The sequence below is a fragment of the Comamonas sp. DB36 genome, assembly GCF_057914905.1.
The window spans coordinates 2193428-2212522 of sequence record NZ_CP196631.1 but is presented as its reverse complement, the minus strand read 5'-3'; the positions used below and the strand labels follow the sequence as shown (position 1 = coordinate 2212522).

General features: G+C 65.2%; 20 protein-coding genes and 2 pseudogenes. 12 read left to right on the top strand and 10 right to left on the bottom strand.

Annotated elements, in window-relative coordinates:
- Nucleotides 1-17 precede the first annotated feature (17 nt).
- From lptF to ACSVDO_RS10215, 5 genes are all read left to right on the top strand, one after another.
- Nucleotides 18-1121 carry an LPS export ABC transporter permease LptF gene (lptF, locus tag ACSVDO_RS10235; protein WP_332549445.1) on the top strand — a complete coding sequence of 368 codons (1104 nt, stop codon included), beginning with the start codon at nucleotides 18-20 and terminating at the stop codon, nucleotides 1119-1121.
- Nucleotides 1118-2224: an LPS export ABC transporter permease LptG gene (gene lptG / locus ACSVDO_RS10230; protein ID WP_332539504.1), complete on the top strand. Its 1107-nt coding sequence runs from the start codon at nucleotides 1118-1120 to the stop codon at nucleotides 2222-2224. The genes lptF and lptG overlap by 4 nt, the downstream gene beginning before the upstream one ends.
- 2 nt (nucleotides 2225-2226) lie before the next feature.
- The gene (locus ACSVDO_RS10225) at nucleotides 2227-2604 is read left to right on the top strand and encodes a sirohydrochlorin chelatase (protein ID WP_332539505.1); all 378 of its coding nucleotides are present in this window, start codon (nucleotides 2227-2229) and stop codon (nucleotides 2602-2604) included.
- A gap of 77 nt (nucleotides 2605-2681) precedes the next feature.
- Nucleotides 2682-3623 carry a CysB family HTH-type transcriptional regulator gene (locus tag ACSVDO_RS10220; RefSeq protein WP_332539507.1) on the top strand — a complete coding sequence of 314 codons (942 nt, stop codon included), beginning with the start codon at nucleotides 2682-2684 and terminating at the stop codon, nucleotides 3621-3623.
- Nucleotides 3624-3681: 58 nt separating this feature from the next.
- Nucleotides 3682-4860, top strand: a complete 1179-nt coding sequence (locus ACSVDO_RS10215) for a pyridoxal phosphate-dependent aminotransferase (protein WP_489596270.1) — start codon at nucleotides 3682-3684, stop codon at nucleotides 4858-4860.
- Between the two features lie 10 nt (nucleotides 4861-4870).
- On the opposite strand, the gene ACSVDO_RS10210 is transcribed toward ACSVDO_RS10215, so the two are convergent.
- Complete coding sequence (locus ACSVDO_RS10210) at nucleotides 4871-5725, bottom strand: CaiB/BaiF CoA transferase family protein (RefSeq protein ID WP_489596380.1); 855 nt, start codon at nucleotides 5723-5725, stop codon at nucleotides 4871-4873.
- Between the two features lie 24 nt (nucleotides 5726-5749).
- Between ACSVDO_RS10210 and ACSVDO_RS10205 the strand changes: the two genes are divergently transcribed.
- From ACSVDO_RS10205 to ACSVDO_RS10185, 5 genes are all read left to right on the top strand, one after another.
- Entirely contained in the window at nucleotides 5750-6388 is a 639-nt protein-coding gene (locus ACSVDO_RS10205; RefSeq protein WP_489596269.1) for a LysR substrate-binding domain-containing protein, read from the top strand.
- A 191-nt stretch (nucleotides 6389-6579) separates the two neighbouring features.
- On the top strand, nucleotides 6580-7206 hold the full coding sequence (locus ACSVDO_RS10200) for a superoxide dismutase (RefSeq protein ID WP_489596267.1): 627 nt from the start codon (nucleotides 6580-6582) through the stop codon (nucleotides 7204-7206).
- 12 nt (nucleotides 7207-7218) lie between these two features.
- The gene (locus ACSVDO_RS10195; protein WP_489596266.1) at nucleotides 7219-8121 is read left to right on the top strand and encodes a ZIP family metal transporter; all 903 of its coding nucleotides are present in this window, start codon (nucleotides 7219-7221) and stop codon (nucleotides 8119-8121) included.
- A 221-nt stretch (nucleotides 8122-8342) separates the two neighbouring features.
- Nucleotides 8343-8465, top strand: a complete 123-nt coding sequence (locus ACSVDO_RS10190) for a hypothetical protein (protein ID WP_489596265.1) — start codon at nucleotides 8343-8345, stop codon at nucleotides 8463-8465.
- Between the two features lie 40 nt (nucleotides 8466-8505).
- Nucleotides 8506-8664 carry a hypothetical protein gene (locus ACSVDO_RS10185; protein ID WP_489596263.1) on the top strand — a complete coding sequence of 53 codons (159 nt, stop codon included), beginning with the start codon at nucleotides 8506-8508 and terminating at the stop codon, nucleotides 8662-8664.
- 76 nt (nucleotides 8665-8740) lie between these two features.
- Here ACSVDO_RS10185 and ACSVDO_RS10180 read toward each other — a convergent pair whose 3' ends face one another.
- Nucleotides 8741-9208 (bottom strand): DUF3592 domain-containing protein, encoded by a 468-nt coding sequence (locus ACSVDO_RS10180; RefSeq protein WP_489596262.1) that lies wholly within the window; start codon nucleotides 9206-9208, stop codon nucleotides 8741-8743.
- 447 nt (nucleotides 9209-9655) lie between these two features.
- On the opposite strand from ACSVDO_RS10180, the gene ACSVDO_RS10175 reads away from it, so the two are divergent.
- Nucleotides 9656-10084, top strand: coding sequence for a hypothetical protein (locus tag ACSVDO_RS10175; RefSeq protein ID WP_489596261.1), 429 nt, complete (start codon nucleotides 9656-9658; stop codon nucleotides 10082-10084).
- A 33-nt stretch (nucleotides 10085-10117) separates the two neighbouring features.
- Here the strand turns inward: ACSVDO_RS10175 and rng are convergent, their stop codons facing one another.
- The 8 genes and pseudogenes from rng to pcaB all read right to left on the bottom strand — a co-directional run bounded on the left by rng (nucleotide 10118) and on the right by pcaB (nucleotide 18170).
- A complete protein-coding gene (gene rng, locus ACSVDO_RS10170; protein WP_332536721.1) occupies nucleotides 10118-11608 on the bottom strand; it encodes a ribonuclease G in 1491 nt (496 codons plus the stop codon).
- Between the two features lie 22 nt (nucleotides 11609-11630).
- Complete coding sequence (locus ACSVDO_RS10165) at nucleotides 11631-12245, bottom strand: Maf family protein (protein WP_332536670.1); 615 nt, start codon at nucleotides 12243-12245, stop codon at nucleotides 11631-11633.
- 95 nt (nucleotides 12246-12340) lie between these two features.
- The gene (locus ACSVDO_RS10160; RefSeq protein WP_489596259.1) at nucleotides 12341-13699 is read right to left on the bottom strand and encodes an alanine/glycine:cation symporter family protein; all 1359 of its coding nucleotides are present in this window, start codon (nucleotides 13697-13699) and stop codon (nucleotides 12341-12343) included.
- Between the two features lie 278 nt (nucleotides 13700-13977).
- Nucleotides 13978-14088, bottom strand: a pseudogene (locus ACSVDO_RS10155) (23S rRNA (pseudouridine(1915)-N(3))-methyltransferase RlmH); the annotation flags it as partial.
- A 22-nt stretch (nucleotides 14089-14110) separates the two neighbouring features.
- Nucleotides 14111-14200 (bottom strand): annotated as a pseudogene (locus ACSVDO_RS10150) (septum formation inhibitor Maf); the annotation flags it as partial.
- A 95-nt stretch (nucleotides 14201-14295) separates the two neighbouring features.
- Nucleotides 14296-15792 (bottom strand): fumarate hydratase, encoded by a 1497-nt coding sequence (locus ACSVDO_RS10145; RefSeq protein WP_489596257.1) that lies wholly within the window; start codon nucleotides 15790-15792, stop codon nucleotides 14296-14298.
- Nucleotides 15793-15800: 8 nt separating this feature from the next.
- The gene (locus ACSVDO_RS10140) at nucleotides 15801-16778 is read right to left on the bottom strand and encodes a tripartite tricarboxylate transporter substrate-binding protein (RefSeq protein ID WP_332536673.1); all 978 of its coding nucleotides are present in this window, start codon (nucleotides 16776-16778) and stop codon (nucleotides 15801-15803) included.
- Nucleotides 16779-16802: 24 nt separating this feature from the next.
- Complete coding sequence (gene pcaB, locus ACSVDO_RS10135; protein WP_489596255.1) at nucleotides 16803-18170, bottom strand: 3-carboxy-cis,cis-muconate cycloisomerase; 1368 nt, start codon at nucleotides 18168-18170, stop codon at nucleotides 16803-16805.
- Between the two features lie 125 nt (nucleotides 18171-18295).
- Here pcaB and ACSVDO_RS10130 point away from each other — a divergent pair, with 125 nt between their 5' ends.
- Nucleotides 18296-19030, top strand: a complete 735-nt coding sequence (locus ACSVDO_RS10130; RefSeq protein ID WP_489596254.1) for a GntR family transcriptional regulator — start codon at nucleotides 18296-18298, stop codon at nucleotides 19028-19030.
- Nucleotides 19031-19095: the final 65 nt, after the last annotated feature.

Here is a 19095-nt window from a genome sequence, read left to right as displayed (position 1 = left end):
CGTTTTCCTTTTAGCCAATGTTATTCGATTCATCCATACGCAAAGAGCTGGCCCGCAGCTTTGGCGCCACCTTGGTGGTGTTGGTCACGGTCGTCATGACCATGATGCTGATTCGCACGTTGGGCCAGGCATCCCGCGGCAATGTCAATCCTTCCGACGTGATCATGGTCATGGGCTTCACGGTATTGGGCCAGTTGCCCACTATTTTGGGTCTGAGCCTGTTCGTGTCCGTCGTAGGGTCTCTGTCGCGCATGTACCGGGACAGCGAGATGGTCATCTGGTTTGCCAGTGGTCGCGGACTGGTGTCGTTCCTGCCACCGCTGCTGCGCTTTGCCTGGCCGGTCGTGGCGGTGATCGCGGTGCTCGCAACGCTGGTCTGGCCCTGGTCCAACCAGCAGGTCCAGCAGCTCAAGTCGCAGTACTCGCAGCGCAGCGACATTGACCGCATCGCGCCCGGCGAGTTCCAGGAATCGTCGGACGGTTCGCGCGTGTTCTTCATCGACAAGGACACGCCGGGCGCCGATGCCGCGAGCAATGTGTTCATCGTCACCAACGAGCCGCATGCGGAGTCGGTGACGTCGGCACGCAGCGCGCGCCTGATTGTCGAGAACGGCCAGCGCACGGTCATCCTGAGCGACGGCCAGCGCGTCGAGACCCAGACCGACACTCCGGGCGTGAAGATCAGCGAGTTCAAGGAATACGGCCTGCAGTTGGGCGACGGCGCATCGATCGCCGAAGAGGATGCATCGGCGCGCAGCCAATACACCCATGCGCTGTGGAGCAGTGCGCTGCCGGCCTACCAGGCCGAAATGGGCTGGCGCCTGGGCCTGCCGCTGGCGGCGCTGAACTTCCTCGTGCTGGGCCTGGCCGTGGCCAGCGTGAACCCGCGCGCGGGCAGCAGCTCGAGCCTGATGATTGCGCTGTTCGCATTCATCGTTTACTACAACCTGATGACGCTGGGACAAAGCTGGGTCGGCGCGGGCCGCATCGGGCCCTTCAGCTTTCTGGCGCTGCTGCATGGCGGCACGCTGCTGTGCGCCCTGGGCGTGCTGCTCGCGCGCCACCACCGCTGGTCGATACGTTCGCTCTGGTCCAACCGACGCAAGGAAGCCGTGCAATGAAAGTCCTGCGCCGACTGATCTACCGCGACGCGCTGTCCGCCGTCGCCTTCGTGACCCTGGCCTTTCTGGGGCTGTTTTTCTTCTTCGATCTGATCGATGAGCTGCGCTGGGTAGGCCGCACCGGCGGCGACCTGTACAAACCTTCGCACGCGCTGGTGTTCGTGCTGCTGAGCCTGCCCAGCCATCTGTACGAGCTGCTGCCCATCACCGTGCTCATAGGCACGATCTTCGTGATGGCGCGGCTGGCGCAAAGCTCCGAGTTCACCATCATGCGCACCAGCGGCATGGGCCCGTGGATGGCCTTGCGCACGCTGCTGGTGCTGGGCCTGGGTTTCGTGGTGCTGACGTTTGCCGTGGGCGACTACATCGCACCCGCGGCCGAACGCCTGGCGCAGACCGTGAAGGCCGCGCAGCTGGGCAAAGTGTCGAGCGGCGCAACCGGTGCCTGGCTCAAGGAACGCCAGGGCGATCATTCGTTCGCGGTCAACGTCAATGCGCTGAGCAATGACGGCGACCTGCTGGGCGTGCGCATCTTCGAGTTCGATGCCCAGGGCCACATGGCCTCGCAAACCCGCGCCGAGAGCGCCGTGGTGAGCACCAACGACGACACCTGGGAGCTGCGCAACGTGACGCGCAGCACCTATGTCGTCGAGGCCGGCCAGGCGCGGCTCGATCGCGTGCGCGAGGCCGCGCTGCGCTGGCCCACGCGCATCAGCGCGGAGATGGTCGCCGCTTCGCTGCTCAAGCCCGACCGCATGGCGACGCTCGACCTGTTCCAGTACATCCGCCACCTCGAATCCAACGGCCAGTCCGCGCAGCGCTATGAAATCGAATTCTGGCGCAAGGTGTTCTATCCCTTGAGCTGCCTGGTGATGGTCGTGCTGGCCCTGCCTTTTGCCTACCTGCATTTCCGCTCGGGCGGCATCGCGGGCTATGTGTTCGGCGGCGTCATGGCCGGCATCAGCTTCTTCCTGCTGAACAACGTGTTCGGCTACGCGGGCAATCTGCAGAACTGGTCGCCCTGGCTCACTGCCGCGGCGCCGGGCTTCATTTACAGCCTGCTTTCACTCGGCGCCTTCAGCTGGCTGGTGCTCAGGCGATGAACATGACTACTGAAAATCCTTCGACATTCGGCGTGATCCTGCTGGGCCATGGCTCGCGCGATCCGCTGTGGCGCGCGCCCATCGAGGCCGTGCAGCAGCGCGTGCAGCGCGCCCAGCCGCAGTCGCCCTGCTGCTGCGCCTATCTGGAACTCACCGAGCCCAGCCTGGCCCAGGCCGCCGACCAGCTGATTGCCCAGGGCGTGCGCCAGCTGCGCATCACGCCCATGTTCCTGGGCACGGGCAAGCATGCGCGCGAAGACATTCCGCGGCTGGTCGCCGAGCTGCAGGCGCGCCACCCCGACGTGCAGGTTGAAGTGCAGGCATCCGTGGGCGAGGACGCGCGCGTCACGGCCTTGCTCGCGCAGATAGCGACCGAATAACGCGTTGCGGGCCGCAAATTAGCGGCTCTTGTTAGACAAATGCGTCATAATGATGGAAGCTCTTAGCAGAAATCAGTATGAACCTGCATCAATTCCGCTTCGTCCAAGAAGCCGCGCGCCGCAACCTCAATCTCACCGAGGCGGCGAAAGCCCTGCACACCTCGCAGCCCGGGGTCTCCAAAGCCATCATCGAGCTGGAGGAAGAGCTGGGCGTGGACATTTTCGCGCGCCACGGCAAACGCCTCAAGCGCATCACCGAGCCCGGCCAGCATGTGCTGCAAAGCATTGAGCTGATCATGCGCGAGGTGGGCAACCTCAAGCGCATAGGCGAACAGTTCAGCGCCCAGGACAGCGGCACGCTGAGCATCGCCACCACCCACACGCAGGCGCGCTATGTGCTGCCGCCTTCGGTCGCCAAGCTGCGCGAGATCTATCCCAAGGTGCACATCAGCCTGCACCAGGCCACGCCCGCGGAAGTCGCGCGCATGGTGATCGACGAGGTCGCCGAGATCGGCATGGCCACCGAGTCGCTGGCCGATTACCCCGAACTCGTGACCCTGCCCTGCTATGAATGGCAGCATGTGCTGGTCGTGCCGCCCGGCCACCCGCTGGCGCAAAAAGAGCGCATCTCGCTGGACGACATCGCCCACGAATCGCTGATCACCTACCACCCCTCGTTCACGGGCCGCAACAAGATCGACCAGGCATTCACCGCACGCCGCCTGCAGCCGCGCGTGGTGCTCGAAGCCATCGATTCGGACGTGATCAAGACCTATGTGCGCCTGGGCCTTGGCATTGGCATCGTCGCCGAAATGGCGATGCGCGACGACCCGGCCGGCGACCTGGTGGTGCGCCCCATGGGCCATCTGTTCGGCCAGAACGTGGCGCGCGTCGCGTTCAAGCGCGGCGCCTACATGCGCAACTTCGTCTACAAGTTCGCCGAGCTGCTCAGCGACCGTTTGAGCCGTGACCTGGTGGTGCGCGCCATGAACGGCCATGTGGCCGATTACGAACTCTGATTCTTCCGACTGACCTGCGCACCGGCCCGCGGTGCCTTATCGTTTTTCCTGCTGCACCATGACCTCTACCCCTGCTGCATCCGCACCCCGCACGCCCCTTTTCGCCAGCAAGCTGCCCGCCGTCGGCACCACGATCTTCAGCGTGATGTCGGCCCTGGCCACCGAGCACCAGGCCGTGAACCTGGGCCAGGGCTTTCCCGACTTCGCCTGCGACCCGGCGCTGATCGAGGCCGTGCACCAGGCGATGCTGGCCGGCCACAACCAGTACCCGCCCATGCCCGGCGTGCCCGCGCTGCGCCAGGCGGTATCCACCAAGATCGCGGCGCTGCACGGCCGCACGTACCACCCCGACAGCGAGATCACCATCACCGCGGGCGCGACCCAGGGCATTCTCACGGCCATCCTGGCCTGCGTGCACCCAGGCGATGAAGTCATCGTTCTCGACCCCTGCTACGACAGCTACATTCCCAACATTCTGCTGGCCGGCGGCGTGCCGGTGCGCGTGCCGCTGACGCCGGGCAGCTTCCGCCCCGACTTCGACAGGATTTCGGCGGCGATCACGCCGCGCACGCGTCTGCTGATCATCAACACGCCGCACAATCCCAGCGCCACCATCTGGAGCGCCGAGGAAATGCGCACGCTCGAAGAGCTGCTCGCGCCCACCGACGTGCTGTTGATCAGCGACGAAGTCTACGAGCACATGGTGTTTGACGGCGCCGAGCACCAGAGCGCGGCGCGCTTTCCCGGCCTGGCGGCGCGCGCCTTCATCAATTCAAGCTTCGGCAAGACTTTCCACGTCACCGGCTGGAAGGTCGGCAGCGTGGCCGCGCCCGCGGCCCTGATGGCCGAGTTCCGCAAGGTCCACCAGTTCAACGTGTTCACCGTGAACACGCCCATGCAGCACGGCCTGGCAAGCTACCTGGCCGAGCCCGCGCGCTACCAGGGCCTGCCGGCGTTCTACCAGGCCAAGCGCGACCTGTTTCGCGCGGGCCTGGCGGATTCTCGCCTCAAGCTGCTGCCCAGCACCGGCAGCTTCTTCCAGTGCGTGGACATCTCGGCCGTCAGCGATCTGAGCGAAGCCGATTTCTGCCAGTGGCTGGTGCGCGAGATCGGCGTGGCGGCGATTCCGCTGTCGGCGTTCTACGGCGACGGCTTCGACCAGCGCGTGGTGCGCTTTTGCTTTGCCAAGGAAGACGCGACGCTGCACGCGGCGCTGGCGCGCCTGCGCAAGCTCTGAGCCGCAGCCGTCAATCGAACTGCTCGCCCGGGGTCAGCGGCGTATGGCGGTAGGTAGCCGGCGTGCGCGATAGCTTGATCGGCGAGCCCACGCCCTGGTAGCCGGGCAGCTGCACGCGCAGCTGGCGGTGCAGCGTGTGCGGGTGCGCGAGCGCCGCATCCACAGCCTGCACGGGCGCGGCCGTCACGCCGATCGCCATCAGCGCCGTGGCCAGGGCATTGCCTTCAAAGCCCGCCAGCGCCTGTTCCAGCAGGGGCTTGAGCGCCTCGCGGTGCACCGAACGCTGGCCGGCGGTCGCAAAGCGGCTGTCCTGCACCAACTGCGCGCAGCCGATGTGTTCGCACAGCAGCTTGAACTGGCGGTCATTGCCCACGGCAAAGAACACCGGAATGGAGCCGGTCTGCAGCACGTCGTAGGGCGCGATGTGCGGATGGGCATTGCCCGAGCGCTGCGGCGTCTTGCCGTCCATGAACCAGTTGGCCGCATGCGGGTGCAGCAGCGAGATGCCGCTGTCGTAGAGCGCGGCGTCGACCAGCTGGCCCAGGCCGCTGGGCTGGCGCTCGTGCAGAGCCAGCATCACGCCGATGACCGCGTTCATTCCCGTCACCATGTCGACCACGGGCAGTCCCACGCGCAAGGGCCCGCCGTCGCGCTCGCCGTTGACGCTCATCAGCCCTGTCATGGCCTGGATCGCGGCGTCGTAACCCGGCCAGGCGCCCAGCGGGCCGTCGGCGCCAAAGCCGCTGACGCGGCACCAGACCAGGCGCTCGAAGCGCTGCTGCATCTGCGCAAAGCCAATGCCCCATTTTTCCATCGTGCCGATCTTGAAGTTCTCGATCAGCTCGAAAGCACGCTGGACGCCCAGCTGTTCGAGCGCAACAGCCGCGGCGTGCGCCTGAGCCACGCGGGCCTGCACCTGCTGGTGCAGGCGCGTGAAGCGCTGGAACACATGCGCGCCCAATACCCCGACGTGCGCGTAGACCTGCATGAACTCAACAGCATCGACCAGGTCGGGGCGCTGCAGGCCGGCAAGATCCACCTGGGACTGATGCATACCATGGCGCCACCGCCGGGCATGAGCGCGCAGACCATCGCCTCCGAGCCCTTCATCGCCTGCATTCCCGCGGGCCACCCGCTGGCGGGTCAGGCGAAGATCTCCATCGCCCAGTTGGCCAACGAACGCCTGATCCTGTTTTCCGAAGCCGTGTCGCCCGACTACTTTCGCGTGATACGCAGCATGTGCCAGAAAGCCGGGTTCGACCCCGAGCTGCGGCATGAGGTGCGCCACTGGCTGTCCGTGCTGTCGCTGGTGAGCACCGGCCAAGGCGTGTCTCTGGTGCCGGCCTGCCTGCAGCGCGCGGGCATGCAGGGCCTGGCGTTCAAGCCGATCGCGCGCAAAACGCCGCTGTCGGTGCTGCAGGCCATGTGGCGCCCCTCGCCCGCGCATCCTCTGATGCCGATACTGCTGGCGCACCTGCATTCGGTCGTGAAAGAGCACCTGCAAATGGCCTGCGCAGCCGAACGCTGAACGGGCGCAGCGCTCACCGGATTCAGCGGAAAATGCCTAAGTCAATGTGGCTCGAATGGGTTTTGCATCGGTAATGATTCTCATTTAATATCATTTCCAATGAATGAAGGACTTCTGCGCGCAAGCCTTTCGCCGGCCTGCCCTGTCCTGCGCGCGCCACGCATTTTTTCCCACTCCCCAGACGGACTCCCATGCCCTTTACCTTGCCCCAGCTTGCCTACGCCTATGACGCCCTCGAGCCGAACATCGATGCGCAGACGATGGAGATCCACTACACCAAGCACCATCAGATCTATGTGAACAATCTCAATGCGGCGCTTGAAGGCAGCGCGTATGCGGAACTTTCCATCGAGGCCTTGATTGCCCAGGTCGAGTCCCTGCCCGAAGCGCTGCGCCCCGCGGTGCGCAACAACGGCGGCGGCCACGCCAACCACAGCCTGTTCTGGCAAGTCATGTCGCCCCAGGGCGGAGGTCAGCCTGCGGGCGATCTGGCGCGCGCAATCGAGTCCGACCTCGGCGGCCTCGAAGCCTTCAAGGCCGCGTTCACCAAGGCCGCGCTGAGCCGCTTCGGCAGCGGCTGGGCCTGGCTCACGGTCGACAGCGACGGCAAGCTTGCGGTCGAAAGCAGCGCCAACCAGGACAACCCGGCCATGGTCGGCATCGGTTCCGGAAATACCGCCATCCTCGGGCTCGATGTGTGGGAACATGCGTACTACCTCAAGTACCAGAACCGTCGCCCCGAGTACATCGCGGCGTTCTACAACGTCATCGACTGGGCCGAAGTCGCTCGCCGCCACGCCCAGGCGCTGCAAGGCTGATCGGACCCACGCATGAATGACTCCAGCGCCTGCGCTGCGCGCGCCACACAACGCATGCGGCTCAGAACCCGGATCGGGCTGGCGATTTCCATTCTTGGCGTATGGGCGCTGTGCGCCCTGGTCTGGAACGGCCTGCAGAACAATCCGGCGGCGCGCGGCGCGCTGCTTGCCGGCGGCGTCGCAGCGCTGGCCACGGCGCTGGGCACCTTGCCCGTGCTGCTGGCCCAGCGCCCGTCCGAACGCCTGCAGGACACGCTGTTCGGTTTCGGTGCCGGCGTGATGCTCGCGGCATGCGCGTTCTCGCTGGTCATTCCAGGCCTGGACGCGGTGCGCCAGGCCGGCGGCAGCGCCTGGGCCGCGAGCGGCTCGGTCGGCGCGGCCATTCTGCTCGGCGGCCTGGTGCTGCTGGCGCTGGACAAGCTGCTGCCGCACGAACATTTCATCAAGGGACGCGAAGGCGCCAGCGCCCAGCAGCTGCGCCGCACCTGGCTGTTCGTCATCGCAATTGCCTTGCACAACATTCCCGAAGGCCTGGCCATAGGCGTGGGCTACGCGGGCAACGAAGGCCTGCGCGCCAACGCGCTGGCGATAGGCATTGCGATCCAGGACGTGCCCGAAGGCTTTGTCGTTGCCGCGGCATTGCTTGCCGCGGGCTACGGTCGCATTCTGGCCGTCGCCATAGGCATGGCTTCGGGCCTGGTGGAGCCCATGGGCGCCGTGGTCGGCGCTTCCATCGTCGGACACTCCGCGATGCTGTTGCCCTGGGGCCTGGGTTTTGCCGCGGGAGCGATGCTGTTCGTCATCAGCCACGAAATCATTCCCGAATCCCACCGCAAGGGCCACGAAGTGTTTGCCACCGCCGGGCTGATGCTGGGCTTCGTGATGATGATGGTGCTCGATACCGCACTCGCCTGAGCACGGCCGCGCGCAGCGCGGTCGGGCATCCAAGGCGCATCAGCCGCTTTCGGCGCCTGCACCGCAGCAGAGTCTGTGCCTGTGCAGGCGTGGGATAGCAGCGAAAACGGTGGCCGATCTGCATGTCGCCATGCTCATGGAGAAATCAGTAAGGCGCCAGCATGAAAAGTAACAAGCCCTAGCTCTCCTGCTGTTTTAACAGCGGGCCGCACATCGTTTTTGTGCGGAAATACCGGCGAAAGACGCTGTCGCCCGAAGTGCTGGAATATCTCAAGGGCACGTTATCGGACTGCCAGTCCGCCTGGAACTGCAAGCTGGTCGAATTTGGCGGGGAGTCCGGCTAGACCCTCTCCTGACGATTCGGCTTTGCGTTCATGCTGCTTCGTGGCAACCTCGCCTGGCAGGAGGAATGACCTGACGCTGCATCCGGGCCAGCCGTACATCACGGTCAACGACCTGCCCAAGATCGACGAATTGAGGAAGCTTTTCCCCGAGAGCTATACGGCCAAGCCCGCGCTTTTTCCCACGGGAGAAGCCAGCTGAACCGCGCCTGGGACTCTGCCCCGCCGGCGCCGCTGCAGGTCTGATGCGGCGCCCGGTGCAGCGCGCGGCATGGCACTCACCAACGGCCAATGTAGCCAGCGATCACGATGGCTATGGCCGCGCACAAACTCGACAAGCTCACCCATCCCGGTCGCAACAGCAGGCTCCGGTACGGCTTGCCGGGATGGTAAAAAACACGGACCGCGCCGCGGGCATCCGCCTTGACCCGCCGCGGCAGCACTCCTGCCGCGCCTTTGAGCACACCAGACGCGGACATCTTCCAGATCGAGATTTCTCGACCTTGATAGACCTGCCCGCTCACTTGGTACTCATAGAGCGCATCGGGCACGAATTGCTGATTGGCGGGGTGAAGCTCGGTGGCGCCGAACTGGCGCGTTCCCAAGCGCAGCAAACGGCCTTCGGTGCCAGGCCAGCGGCGCACGCGCAGCGCATGCAGCAAGGTGCCCAAAAGCACGAACACCACGTAAACCGTAAACCAGAAATGAATGCCCTGAGGCTGCTTGCGCAGTGTCAGATCGAACATCAGCTGAAGATAGTCAGTCACAGTTTCGCTGCTTTGTTTCGGTGCCCCGCGAATGCCACACCATGCCGGGCGGACCGAAATGCGCGCTGCATCGGGCTGCACGCCCCGCCCCCCCTTGCGCTTGCCAGCCAACCGGCACGCGATCCGGATGATAAGGTTTTTCTGGCTTGGAAATAAGCCCCTTGCCGCCTTGGCCCGAGCCCAACAAAAGCCATAGTTGATTTGCCAGTTTCGGCGCTTTCAACCGAGGCAGATCATGGGCGCCATACGCCAAAACTCATGCTTGCTGACTGTCGCAGGGGTGGCGTTGGCATGGGGACCGGCGACTTACGGCGGGGGGGGGCGGCTCGCCGTCCGCCGCCGGCGCTGGCGTCGACGCGGGCGGTACTGGCAGCGTGCCGGCAGCCGAAAGATGGTGGGTCAGGGGAGTTTCGCAGTGACTCGATAGTGAGCAAATATGTTTTCGTCTCCAGCGACCTAGTGGAGGTGCCCCACACTGAACTGTTCGGCAGGGTTTATGAAGACATGCACAACTGCCTGGATCAAAGAGGCGTCTGGGGCCTAGACGCCAACGGCTACAGCTATGGCTTTGACGAGTTTGCGGAAGACGGGACCGCCCTCGCCCCCTTCGCCCGGCCGCGGCCACACGATCCGCGATTCGATATGACGCCACAACAAATCGCGCAGTGGTTCTCGGAGGACGGCTCCGAGGACATGGTGGGTGCACAAGCCAGAATCTTTCACGCCAAGGCCTTCAAATACACGGCCCATGGCAAGTCGACCTACGTCTTCTTTTCCATGAGCAGTCCCAAGCACCCTGACCCCTCCCACCCCGAAAGCGCACCGGAACATACGCAGATTAACGTATCGCAGTGATTTCGCGCGGCGCGGCGACCCTCTGCCCTAGGGTCACAGCAGCACGATGTCGTACTGCTCCTGGCCCATGGCATTTTCCGCCTGCAGCGAAATCGGCTTGCCGATGAAGTCCGAGAGGCTTGCCAGATGCGGGCTTTCCTCGTCGAGAAACAGGTCGACGACCTGGCGCGAGGCAATCACGCGGAATTCCTGCGGATTGAACTGGCGCGCCTCGCGCAGGATTTCGCGCAGCACGTCATAGCAGACGCTGCGCGCGGTCTTGACTATGCCCTTGCCGGTGCACACCGGGCAGGGTTCGCACAGCATGTGGGCCAGCGATTCGCGCGTGCGCTTGCGCGTCATCTCGACCAGGCCCAGCTGCGAGAAGCCGCCCGACATCATGGTCTTGACGCGGTCGCGGCCCAGCTGCTTGCGGAACTCGGCGAGCACCGACAGCTGGTGCTCTTCGCGCACCATGTCGATGAAGTCGGCGATCACGATGCCGCCCAGATTGCGCAGGCGTAGCTGGCGCGCGATCGCCTGGGCGGCCTCGAGATTGGTCTTGAAAATGGTGTCGTCGAAATTGCGCGCGCCGACGAAACCGCCGGTGTTGACATCGATCGTCGTCAGGGCTTCGGTCTGGTCGACGATCAGGTAGCCGCCCGACTTGAGGTCCACGCGCCGGCCCAGCGCCTTGGCGATTTCCTCGTCAATCGAGTAGAGGTCGAAAATCGGCCGCTCGCCCTTGTACAGCTGCAGCTTGGGCACGGCCGCGGGCATGAATTCCAGCCCGAAAGCCTGTAAGGCCGCAAACTGCTCGCGCGAGTCGATGCGAATGGTCTGCGTCTGCTCGCCCACCAGATCGCGCAGCACGCGCTGCAGCAGATTCAGATCCTGGTGCAGCAGCGAGCCCGGCGGCAGTTGCACCGATGACTGCTTGATGCGCGCCCAGGTCTTGCGCAGGTAGGCAATGTCTTCCGACAGCTCCTGGTCGCTCGAATCCTCGCCGTTGGTGCGCAGGATGAAACCGCCACCGCCGCCCGTGGCCTTCTCGCCCACCAGGCCCTGCAGCCGGGCGCGCAGCGCGTCGCGTTCGGCAGGCGGAATCTTCTGCGACACGCCCACATGGTCGTCCTGGGGCAGGAACACCAGCAGCCGCCCTGCGATGCTGACCTGGGTCGACAGCCGCGCGCCCTTGGTGCCGATCGGGTCCTTGATGACCTGGACCAGGATGGCCTGGCCCTCGAAGATCTGCTTTTCAATCGGTTTGACCGGCAGGTCCTTGCGCGCGAACATCGGCGCCTCGCCGTTTTCCTGGCGCTGCCAGACGTCGGCCACATGCAGGAAAGCCGCGCGCTCCAGGCCGATGTCGATGAAGGCCGACTGCATTCCCGGCAGCACGCGCGCCACCTTGCCCAGATAGACATTGCCCACCAGGCCGCGCTCGAGCGGGCGCTCCATGTGCAGCTCCTGCACCGCCCCGCTTTCGACGATGGCGACGCGGGTCTCCTGGGGCGACCAGTTGATCAGAATGTCCTGTTGCATGTTCATTGCTTGCCTATCCAACTCAAAGGGACCAGCCGGCCTGGCGCAGCAGCTGGGCGGTTTCGAACAGGGGCAGCCCCATGATGCCGGTATAGCTGCCCGCGAGGTGGGCGACATGCACCGCGGCCGCGCCCTGTATGCCATAGGCGCCGGCCTTGCCCATGGGCTCGCCCGTGGCGACATAGGCCGCGATCTGCGCGGGCGTCATGGCCGCGAAGCGCACGACAGAAACTGAAAGCGCCGTGAAACGCTGCGGGCCGGACTGCAGCGCCACGGCCGTGAGCACTTCATGCTCCTGGCCGCAGAGCAGCGAAAGAATGCGCGCGGCATCAGCCTCATCTTCGGGCTTGCCCAGGATCTGCGCACCCAGCGCCACCGTGGTATCGGAACACAGGATGGGCGCGGGCGCCAGGCCGCGGCGCGCATGGCGGGCCACGGCTGCGTCGAGCTTGAGTCCGGTCACGCGCTGCACGTAGTCGCGTGGCGCTTCGGCGGCCAGCGCCAGCTCGATGGCTTCGGCATCTTCTGCGACATCGCCGGCGGCGTTGGGCAGCAGCAATTCGTGGCGCACGCCGATTTGCTCGAGCAATTGACGGCGGCGGGGACTTTGCGAGGCGAGGTAGAGGAAATCAGACATGGCAGACGGTAAAAACTGCTGCAACCCTTTAAATTCAAGCGTCGCAGGCTATGAAAAAGATAGTACCACGCGCGCTCGACGGCCTCGCAAGCCGCCTATCGCGCTGCGCCGTCGCGCCGGGCAAAGTACTCGCGCGTGAGCTGCACGATCACCGGCGAAAGCAGCAGCAGCGAGATCAGATTGGGAATCGCCATCAGCGCGTTGAGCGTGTCCGCCACCAGCCAGGCGAAGTCCAGGGTCGCCACGGCGCCGAAATACGCAGCCACGGTCCACAGGATGCGAAAAGGCTTTTCGCAGATCGGGCCGACCAGGTAGGTCCAGCACTTCTCGCCGTAATAGGCCCAGCCCAGGATGGTGGTGAAGGCAAACACCGCCAGCGACAGCGCCAGCAAATACTTGCCAATGCCGGGCAGTGCCGCCTCGAAACTCTGGGTCGACAGCACCGCGCCGGTCGCGCCCGAGTTCCAGACACCGCTGACGACAATGGCCAGGCCGGTCATGGTGCAGACGATGATGGTGTCGATGAAGGTGCCCATCATGCCCACCAGGCCCGAGAACACCGGGTCCTTGGTCGCTCCCGCGGCCTGGGCGATGCCGGCGGTGCCCAGGCCGGCTTCGTTGGAGAAGATGCCGCGCGCCACTCCCATGCGCAAGGCCATCAGCACGGTCGAACCCAGGAAACCGCCCGTGGCCGCCGTAGGATTGAAGGCCTGGGCAAAGATCAGCGCGAAGGCGCTGGGGATACGGTCGGCAAAAACCCACAGCACACACAGCACGCAGGCGATGTAGAGCACGCACATCGCCGGCACCAGCTTTTCGGCGACCGCGCCGATGCGCGTGATCCCGCCCAGCACGACCGCGCCCACCAGCAGCGCCAATGCCAGGCCGGTGACCCAGTTTTCCAGGCCGAAGGCGCTGTGCATGGCCGAGGCAATGCCGTTGGCCTGCACCATGGAGCCTATGCCGAAGCCGGCAAAGCCGCCGAAGATGGCGAACAGCGTACCCATCCAGCGCCAGTGACGCCCCAGGCCGTTCTTGATTGCGTACATCGGGCCGCCGACCCACTGGCCCTTGGCATTCTGCTCGCGGTACTTCACCGCGACGACGACTTCACCGTACTTGGTGGCCATGCCCAGCAACGCGGTCATCCACATCCAGAACAGCGCCCCCGGGCCGCCCACCGCGATGGCCGTGGCCACGCCGGCGATATTTCCCGTGCCCACCGTCGCCGACAGCGCCGTCATCAGCGCCGCATAGGGCGAGATGTCGCCATCGGCCTTGTCTTCGATACGCCGGCTGCGCCAGATCATGCGAAAGCCATGGACGATATTGCGCAGAGGCATGAATCCCAGGCGAATCTGCAGATAAAAGCCGGTGCCCAGGATCAGCACGATCATGGGCACACCCCATACGATGCCGTTCAATGACGTGAAGAACTGATTCAGCAATTCCATGGATTCTCTCGATAGTTATGTAGATTTTCGGCGCGCGCCTTCCGGGCCGCACGCACAGCGCCTTGCGATACCGCAATCTAACAGGTGCCGCGCGGCCCTGACCCCGCAGCAGAGCAATATTCAATTGCATTTACCGGCTGAATCTCACCACCCGGTCGCGCCTTGCATCGCTCACTGCGGCCCTGTAGTGGCGGGACCTGCAGCCGCGGACTCGTGCTCATCCGGGGCGGAGCAAAAAAAAGCAGCCCTGAGGCTGCTTCATCGATCCGGACCCGCAATCATTCCCTGTGGTAAGAATGACCTGCATTCACCGACCAGGCGCGGTACAGCTGCTCGATGAGCAGCACGCGCACCATGGCGTGCGGCAGCGTCAGGTCGGACAGGCGGATACAGGATGCCACAGGCGCCGGACTTGCCCAGGCGCTGCGCGCCCAGCGCGACGGTGGTGTCGGAGCAGAGAATCGGCGCGGGTGCCAGGCAACGGCGCGCATGGCGGCCAACGCCTTGCGGCCTGACAGCAGCCCTTGCCGCAGTGGTCTCCCATCGTCCGACCGATTCCGTGCGCTCCGGGCAAAGCGCGCGACAGCCTTTGCGCCTCAGACGGCCTTGCCAAAAAGGTGGATCGTCCGCCCCTGGCTGTCCACCGCCACCGTGACCGGGAAGTCATGCAGCACGAACTCATGGATCGCTTCCATGCCCAGGTCGGCAAACGCCACGACCCGTGCCGCGCGTATCGATCGGGCCAGCAGATAGGCCGCGCCGCCCGTCGCGCTCAGGTACACGCCGCCGTGGCGCGCGATCGCCGCGATCGCATCCTTGCCGCGTTCGGCCTTGCCTATCATCGCCAGCAGTCCGGTGCCGGCCATCAGCGGCTCGACGAAGCGGTCCATGCGCGTGGCCGTGGTCGGCCCCGCGGGGCCCACGGCTTCTTCGCCCACGGCATCGACCGGGCCCACGTAGTAGATGGTGCGACCACGCAGGTCCACCGGCAGCGGCTGGCCGCGCGCCATCAGGTCAACCAGACGCTTGTGCGCGGCGTCGCGCGCAGTCAGCACGGAGCCGGACAGCAGCAGCGTCTGCCCGGTCTTCCATTGGCTCACCTGGGCCTTGTCGAGCTGGTCCAGATCGACGCGCACCGCGCCAGGCATGTCGAAGCGCTCGGCGATGCCGTCCCACAGGCTTGCGGGCGGCTCGGCCAGCTCGGCCGGGCCGCTGCCGTCGAGCGTGAAGCGCACATAGCGCGCGGCCGTGCAATTCGGAATCAAGGCCACAGGAATGGTGGCCGCATGGCAGGGGGCGGTGCGCAGCTTCACATCCAGCACGGCCGACGACCCGCCCAGGCCTTGCGCGCCTATGCCCAGCGCGTTCGCGCGCTCGAAGACTTCGAGGCGCAGCGCTTGCTCGGCGCCCTGCGCGCCGCGCGCCTGCAGCAGATCGATGTCGATCGCATCGAACAGCGACAGCTTGGCCAGCAGCATAGCCTGTTCGGGCGTGCCGCCTATGCCTATGCCCAGCGTTCCCGGCGGGCACCAGCCCGCGCCCATACCTGGCAACTGCGCAATCACCCAGTCGGCAACGCTGTCGCTGGGCTCGAGCGTCGCGAACCGCGTCTTCACATCGCCGCCGCCGCCCTTGGCGACGACCAGCACTTCGAGCACATCGCCTGCGACGATCTCGCACTGCACGACGGCGGGCGTGTTGTCGCGCGTATTGCGCCGCAGTCCCAGCGGGTCGGACACCATGGTCGCGCGCAGCGGATTGACCGGGTCGGTGTAGCCGCGGCGCACGCCTTCGTTGGCGATTTCCTGCAAGCAAAGGGGCGGCGCGCCGTCGTGGCGATAGAACTGCACGCCGCAGCCCAGACGCACGAACACCTGGCCCACGCCCGTGTCCTGGCAAAGGGGCCGCCGGCCCAGAGCCGCGAGCCGGCTGTTGACCAGCAACTGCTCGATCGCGGCGCGCGCGGGCGCATGCGTCTCGCGCGCCTGCGCGCGGCGCAGCGCCTGCACATAGTCAGCCGGATGGTGGTGGCTCACATACTGGAAAGCCCGGGCCAGGCTTTCGACCAGATCTTCCTGTGCGATGCGGACCATGGGCGCGCTCAGTCGAGCTGTATCTTCGCCGCCGCGACGACCTCGTTCCAGCGCAGCACTTCGGCGGCCGTGAACTTGCCGAATGCATCAGGCGCGTATTGCGCATCGGGCAGCAGCTTGATGCCCTGGCTTGTCATGCGCTCGGTCCATGCCTTGTCCCCCAGCGCCTTGAGATAGGCCTGGTGCATCTTCTCGACCACGTCGCGCGGCGTGCCCTTGGGCGCGTACAGGCCGTACCAAGTCGCGGCCTCGAAGCCGGGAATCGTTTTCTCGGCCAGCGGCTTGACGCCCGGATATTGCCTGGCCATGGGCGTGAGCGAAGTCAGCGCGATCGCGTTCAGGCGCCCACCCTGCACTTGCGGCAAGGCGGTGTTGCTTTGGTCAAACATGGCATCGACCTGGCCGCCGATCAGATCGTTGATCGCCGGGCCCGCGCCCTTGTAGGCAATCTGCGTGACTTCGATGCCGGCGCGTGACGCGAACAGCGCGGCGATGAGATGCGAAGTCGAGCCCACGCCCGCATTGCTGAAGTTCAGCGCCAAGGGCTTGGCCTTGGCCGCGGCGACGAAGTCGTCGGCGCTCTTGTAGGGCGAGTTCTTGCCGACCAGCATCACCAGCGGGGTATCGGGAAAGCGGAACACGGGCTCGAAGCTCCTGACCGGGTCGTAGCTGAGCTTCTTGTACAGCGCCGGGCCCGCACCCATGTAGCCCATGTGGCCGACCAGGAAGGTATAGCCGTCGGCCGGCGAGCGCGATGCCTTGGTCGCGCCTATGGTACCGCCCGCGCCGGCGACGTTCTCGATGACGATGGTCTGGCCGACCTGGCGCGACACCTTGTCGGCGATGTCGCGCGCCATCGCATCGGTGGGACCGCCCGCGGCAAAGGGCACGATCCAGGTCATGGTCTTGCTGGGCCAGGCCTGGGCCGCGGCGATCTGGGATGCGAGCAGCAGGGCCACAGCGCCGGAAGTCTTGAGCAGCTTCATTTTTTGTCTCCTTGGATTTCGGAATCAGAGGGTCTTGGTCGATGCTTCCAGCGCACGGTCGACCATTTGCGGCGCCAGCCCCAGGTAGTTCACGGGGTCGGTCAGGTGCTCGATCGCGGCGCGATCGAAATGCTCGGTGACCACGGGCAGCGCGGCCAGCGCCTCGGCCAGCGTGCCGCCGGATTCGTTGACGCTGCGGCAGGCGTCGTAGACCACGTCATGCGCCTGCTGGCGGCCCATGGCCGGGGCCAGACCCATCATCACGGCCTCGGCGACGATCAGGCCCCGGCTGATGCCCAGATTGCGGCGCATCTGTGCGGCGTCGACGATCAGCCCGCCGAGCGCGAACCTGGCCTGGTGCAATGCGCCCGCGGTCAGGATGAAGCTCTCCGGAATCGCAATCCACTCGGCGTGCCAGGGGCCGGTCGCGCGCTCGAAGTCCTGGATCATCGCGTCGACCATCAGGCCCGCATGCTGGCGCACGCCCTTGGCCGCGGCCAGCATCAGCTCGCTGGAGATAGGATTGCGCTTTTGCGGCATGGTGCTACTGGCGCCGCGGCCCTTGACGAACGGTTCGTAGACTTCGCCGAATTCCGTAGAAGCCATGATCATGATGTCGAGCGCAATCTTGCCCAGCGAGCCCGTGACCAGAGCCAGCAGATTCACGGCCTCGGCGAAACCGTCGCGCGCCACATGCCAGGTGGTCACGGGAACCTGCAGGCCCAGTTCCTCGGCCAGGGCTTTTTGCACTTCGAAGCCCTTGTCGCCCAGCGAAGCGAGCGTGCCCGCGGCGCCCGCGAAGCTCACACACTGCACGCGCGCACGCAGCTCGGCCAGGCGCTGCTGATGGCGATCGAACATCGCCAGCCAGATCGCGACTTTGTAGCCGAAGGTCACGGGCAGCGCCTGCTGCAGGTGCGTGCGCCCGGCCATGGGCGTGTCGCGGTGCTTCTTCGCCAGATCGGCCAGGATGGCGCGCAGCGCGCGAATGTCGGCTTCCACGATATCCAGCGCGGCGCGCACCTGCAGCACGTTGGCGGTATCCATGATGTCCTGGGTCGTCGCGCCCCAGTGCACATAGCGGCCGGCGTCGCCGCACATCTCCACCAGCTGGTGCACCAGGGGCAGGATCGGATAACCGACGATGTCGGTCTCCTGGCGCATATGATCGAAATCGATCTTCTCTATGCACGACGCGCGCGCAATCGTCTGCGCCGCGTCTTGCGGGATCACGCCGCAGCGGGCCTGGGCCTGGGCCAGTGCGACTTCGACTTCGATGTAACGCGCGATGAGACCGCGATCGGAGAAGACTTCGCGCATCGCGGGCGTGCCGAACGCATCGCGAAACAGGATGGAATCGATGACAGTGCTGGAAGATGAGCCGTTGCGCATGGGAGTGCAATCCAATATGTTGAATAAAATCGAACATATAGTTATGTTCGTACATATCGAAGTGTAGATATGTTCGAACAATTGACTTCACAGTGAAAACCCTGATTCGGGACACAATCCAAGCGATGAAGAAAAGCACACAGACAGACCTCTGCCGCGAGCTGACGGACGCCATTACTTCGGGGGTGCATCCCGTGGGCAGCCTGCTGCCCACCGAACTGGAACTGTGCGAGCAGTACGGCCTGAGCCGTTACGCGGTGCGCAAGGCGCTCGACGAGCTGCAGGAGCAGGGACTGATTTCGCGCAAGAAGAACGTGGGCACGCGCGTCGAATCGGCGCGCCCCGCGATGGGCTTCACGCAGTCGATCGCCACCGTGGACGAGCTCGCGCAGTTCGGCGCGCGCCATGTGCGCACCGTCAAGTCGTCGCAGGAGCTGGTCGCCGACCTCGCTCTGGCCAAGGAGCTCGACTGCCCGGGCGGCACGCGCTGGCTGCGCATCTCGAGCCTGCGGCTCGACAGCAGCCAGGCCAATGCCCTGCCCATCTGCTGGACCGACGTCTATGTGGACGCCGCTTTCGCCGACATCGCCCAGCTGGTACGCGCCTCGCCACAAACGCTGATCAGCAGCCTCATCGAAGAACGCTACGGCCGCGCGATCGCGCGCATACGCCAGGACGTGCAGGCCATTTTGCTGCCCGCGGACATGGCGGCGGAACTCAAAACGGAAAGCGGCTCGCCCGCGCTGCGCATCACGCGGCGCTATTACGATCAGGCCGGGGAATTGCTGGAGATCTCGCGTTCATTCCACCCGGCGAATCGGTTCACGTTCTCCATGGAAATGAGTCGGAGCAAGGATTGAGCGAGGCCAGCGAGCCTAAGTCTCGCAATGAATCAACAAGAAACAGCGGGCCTCATCCCCCCGTT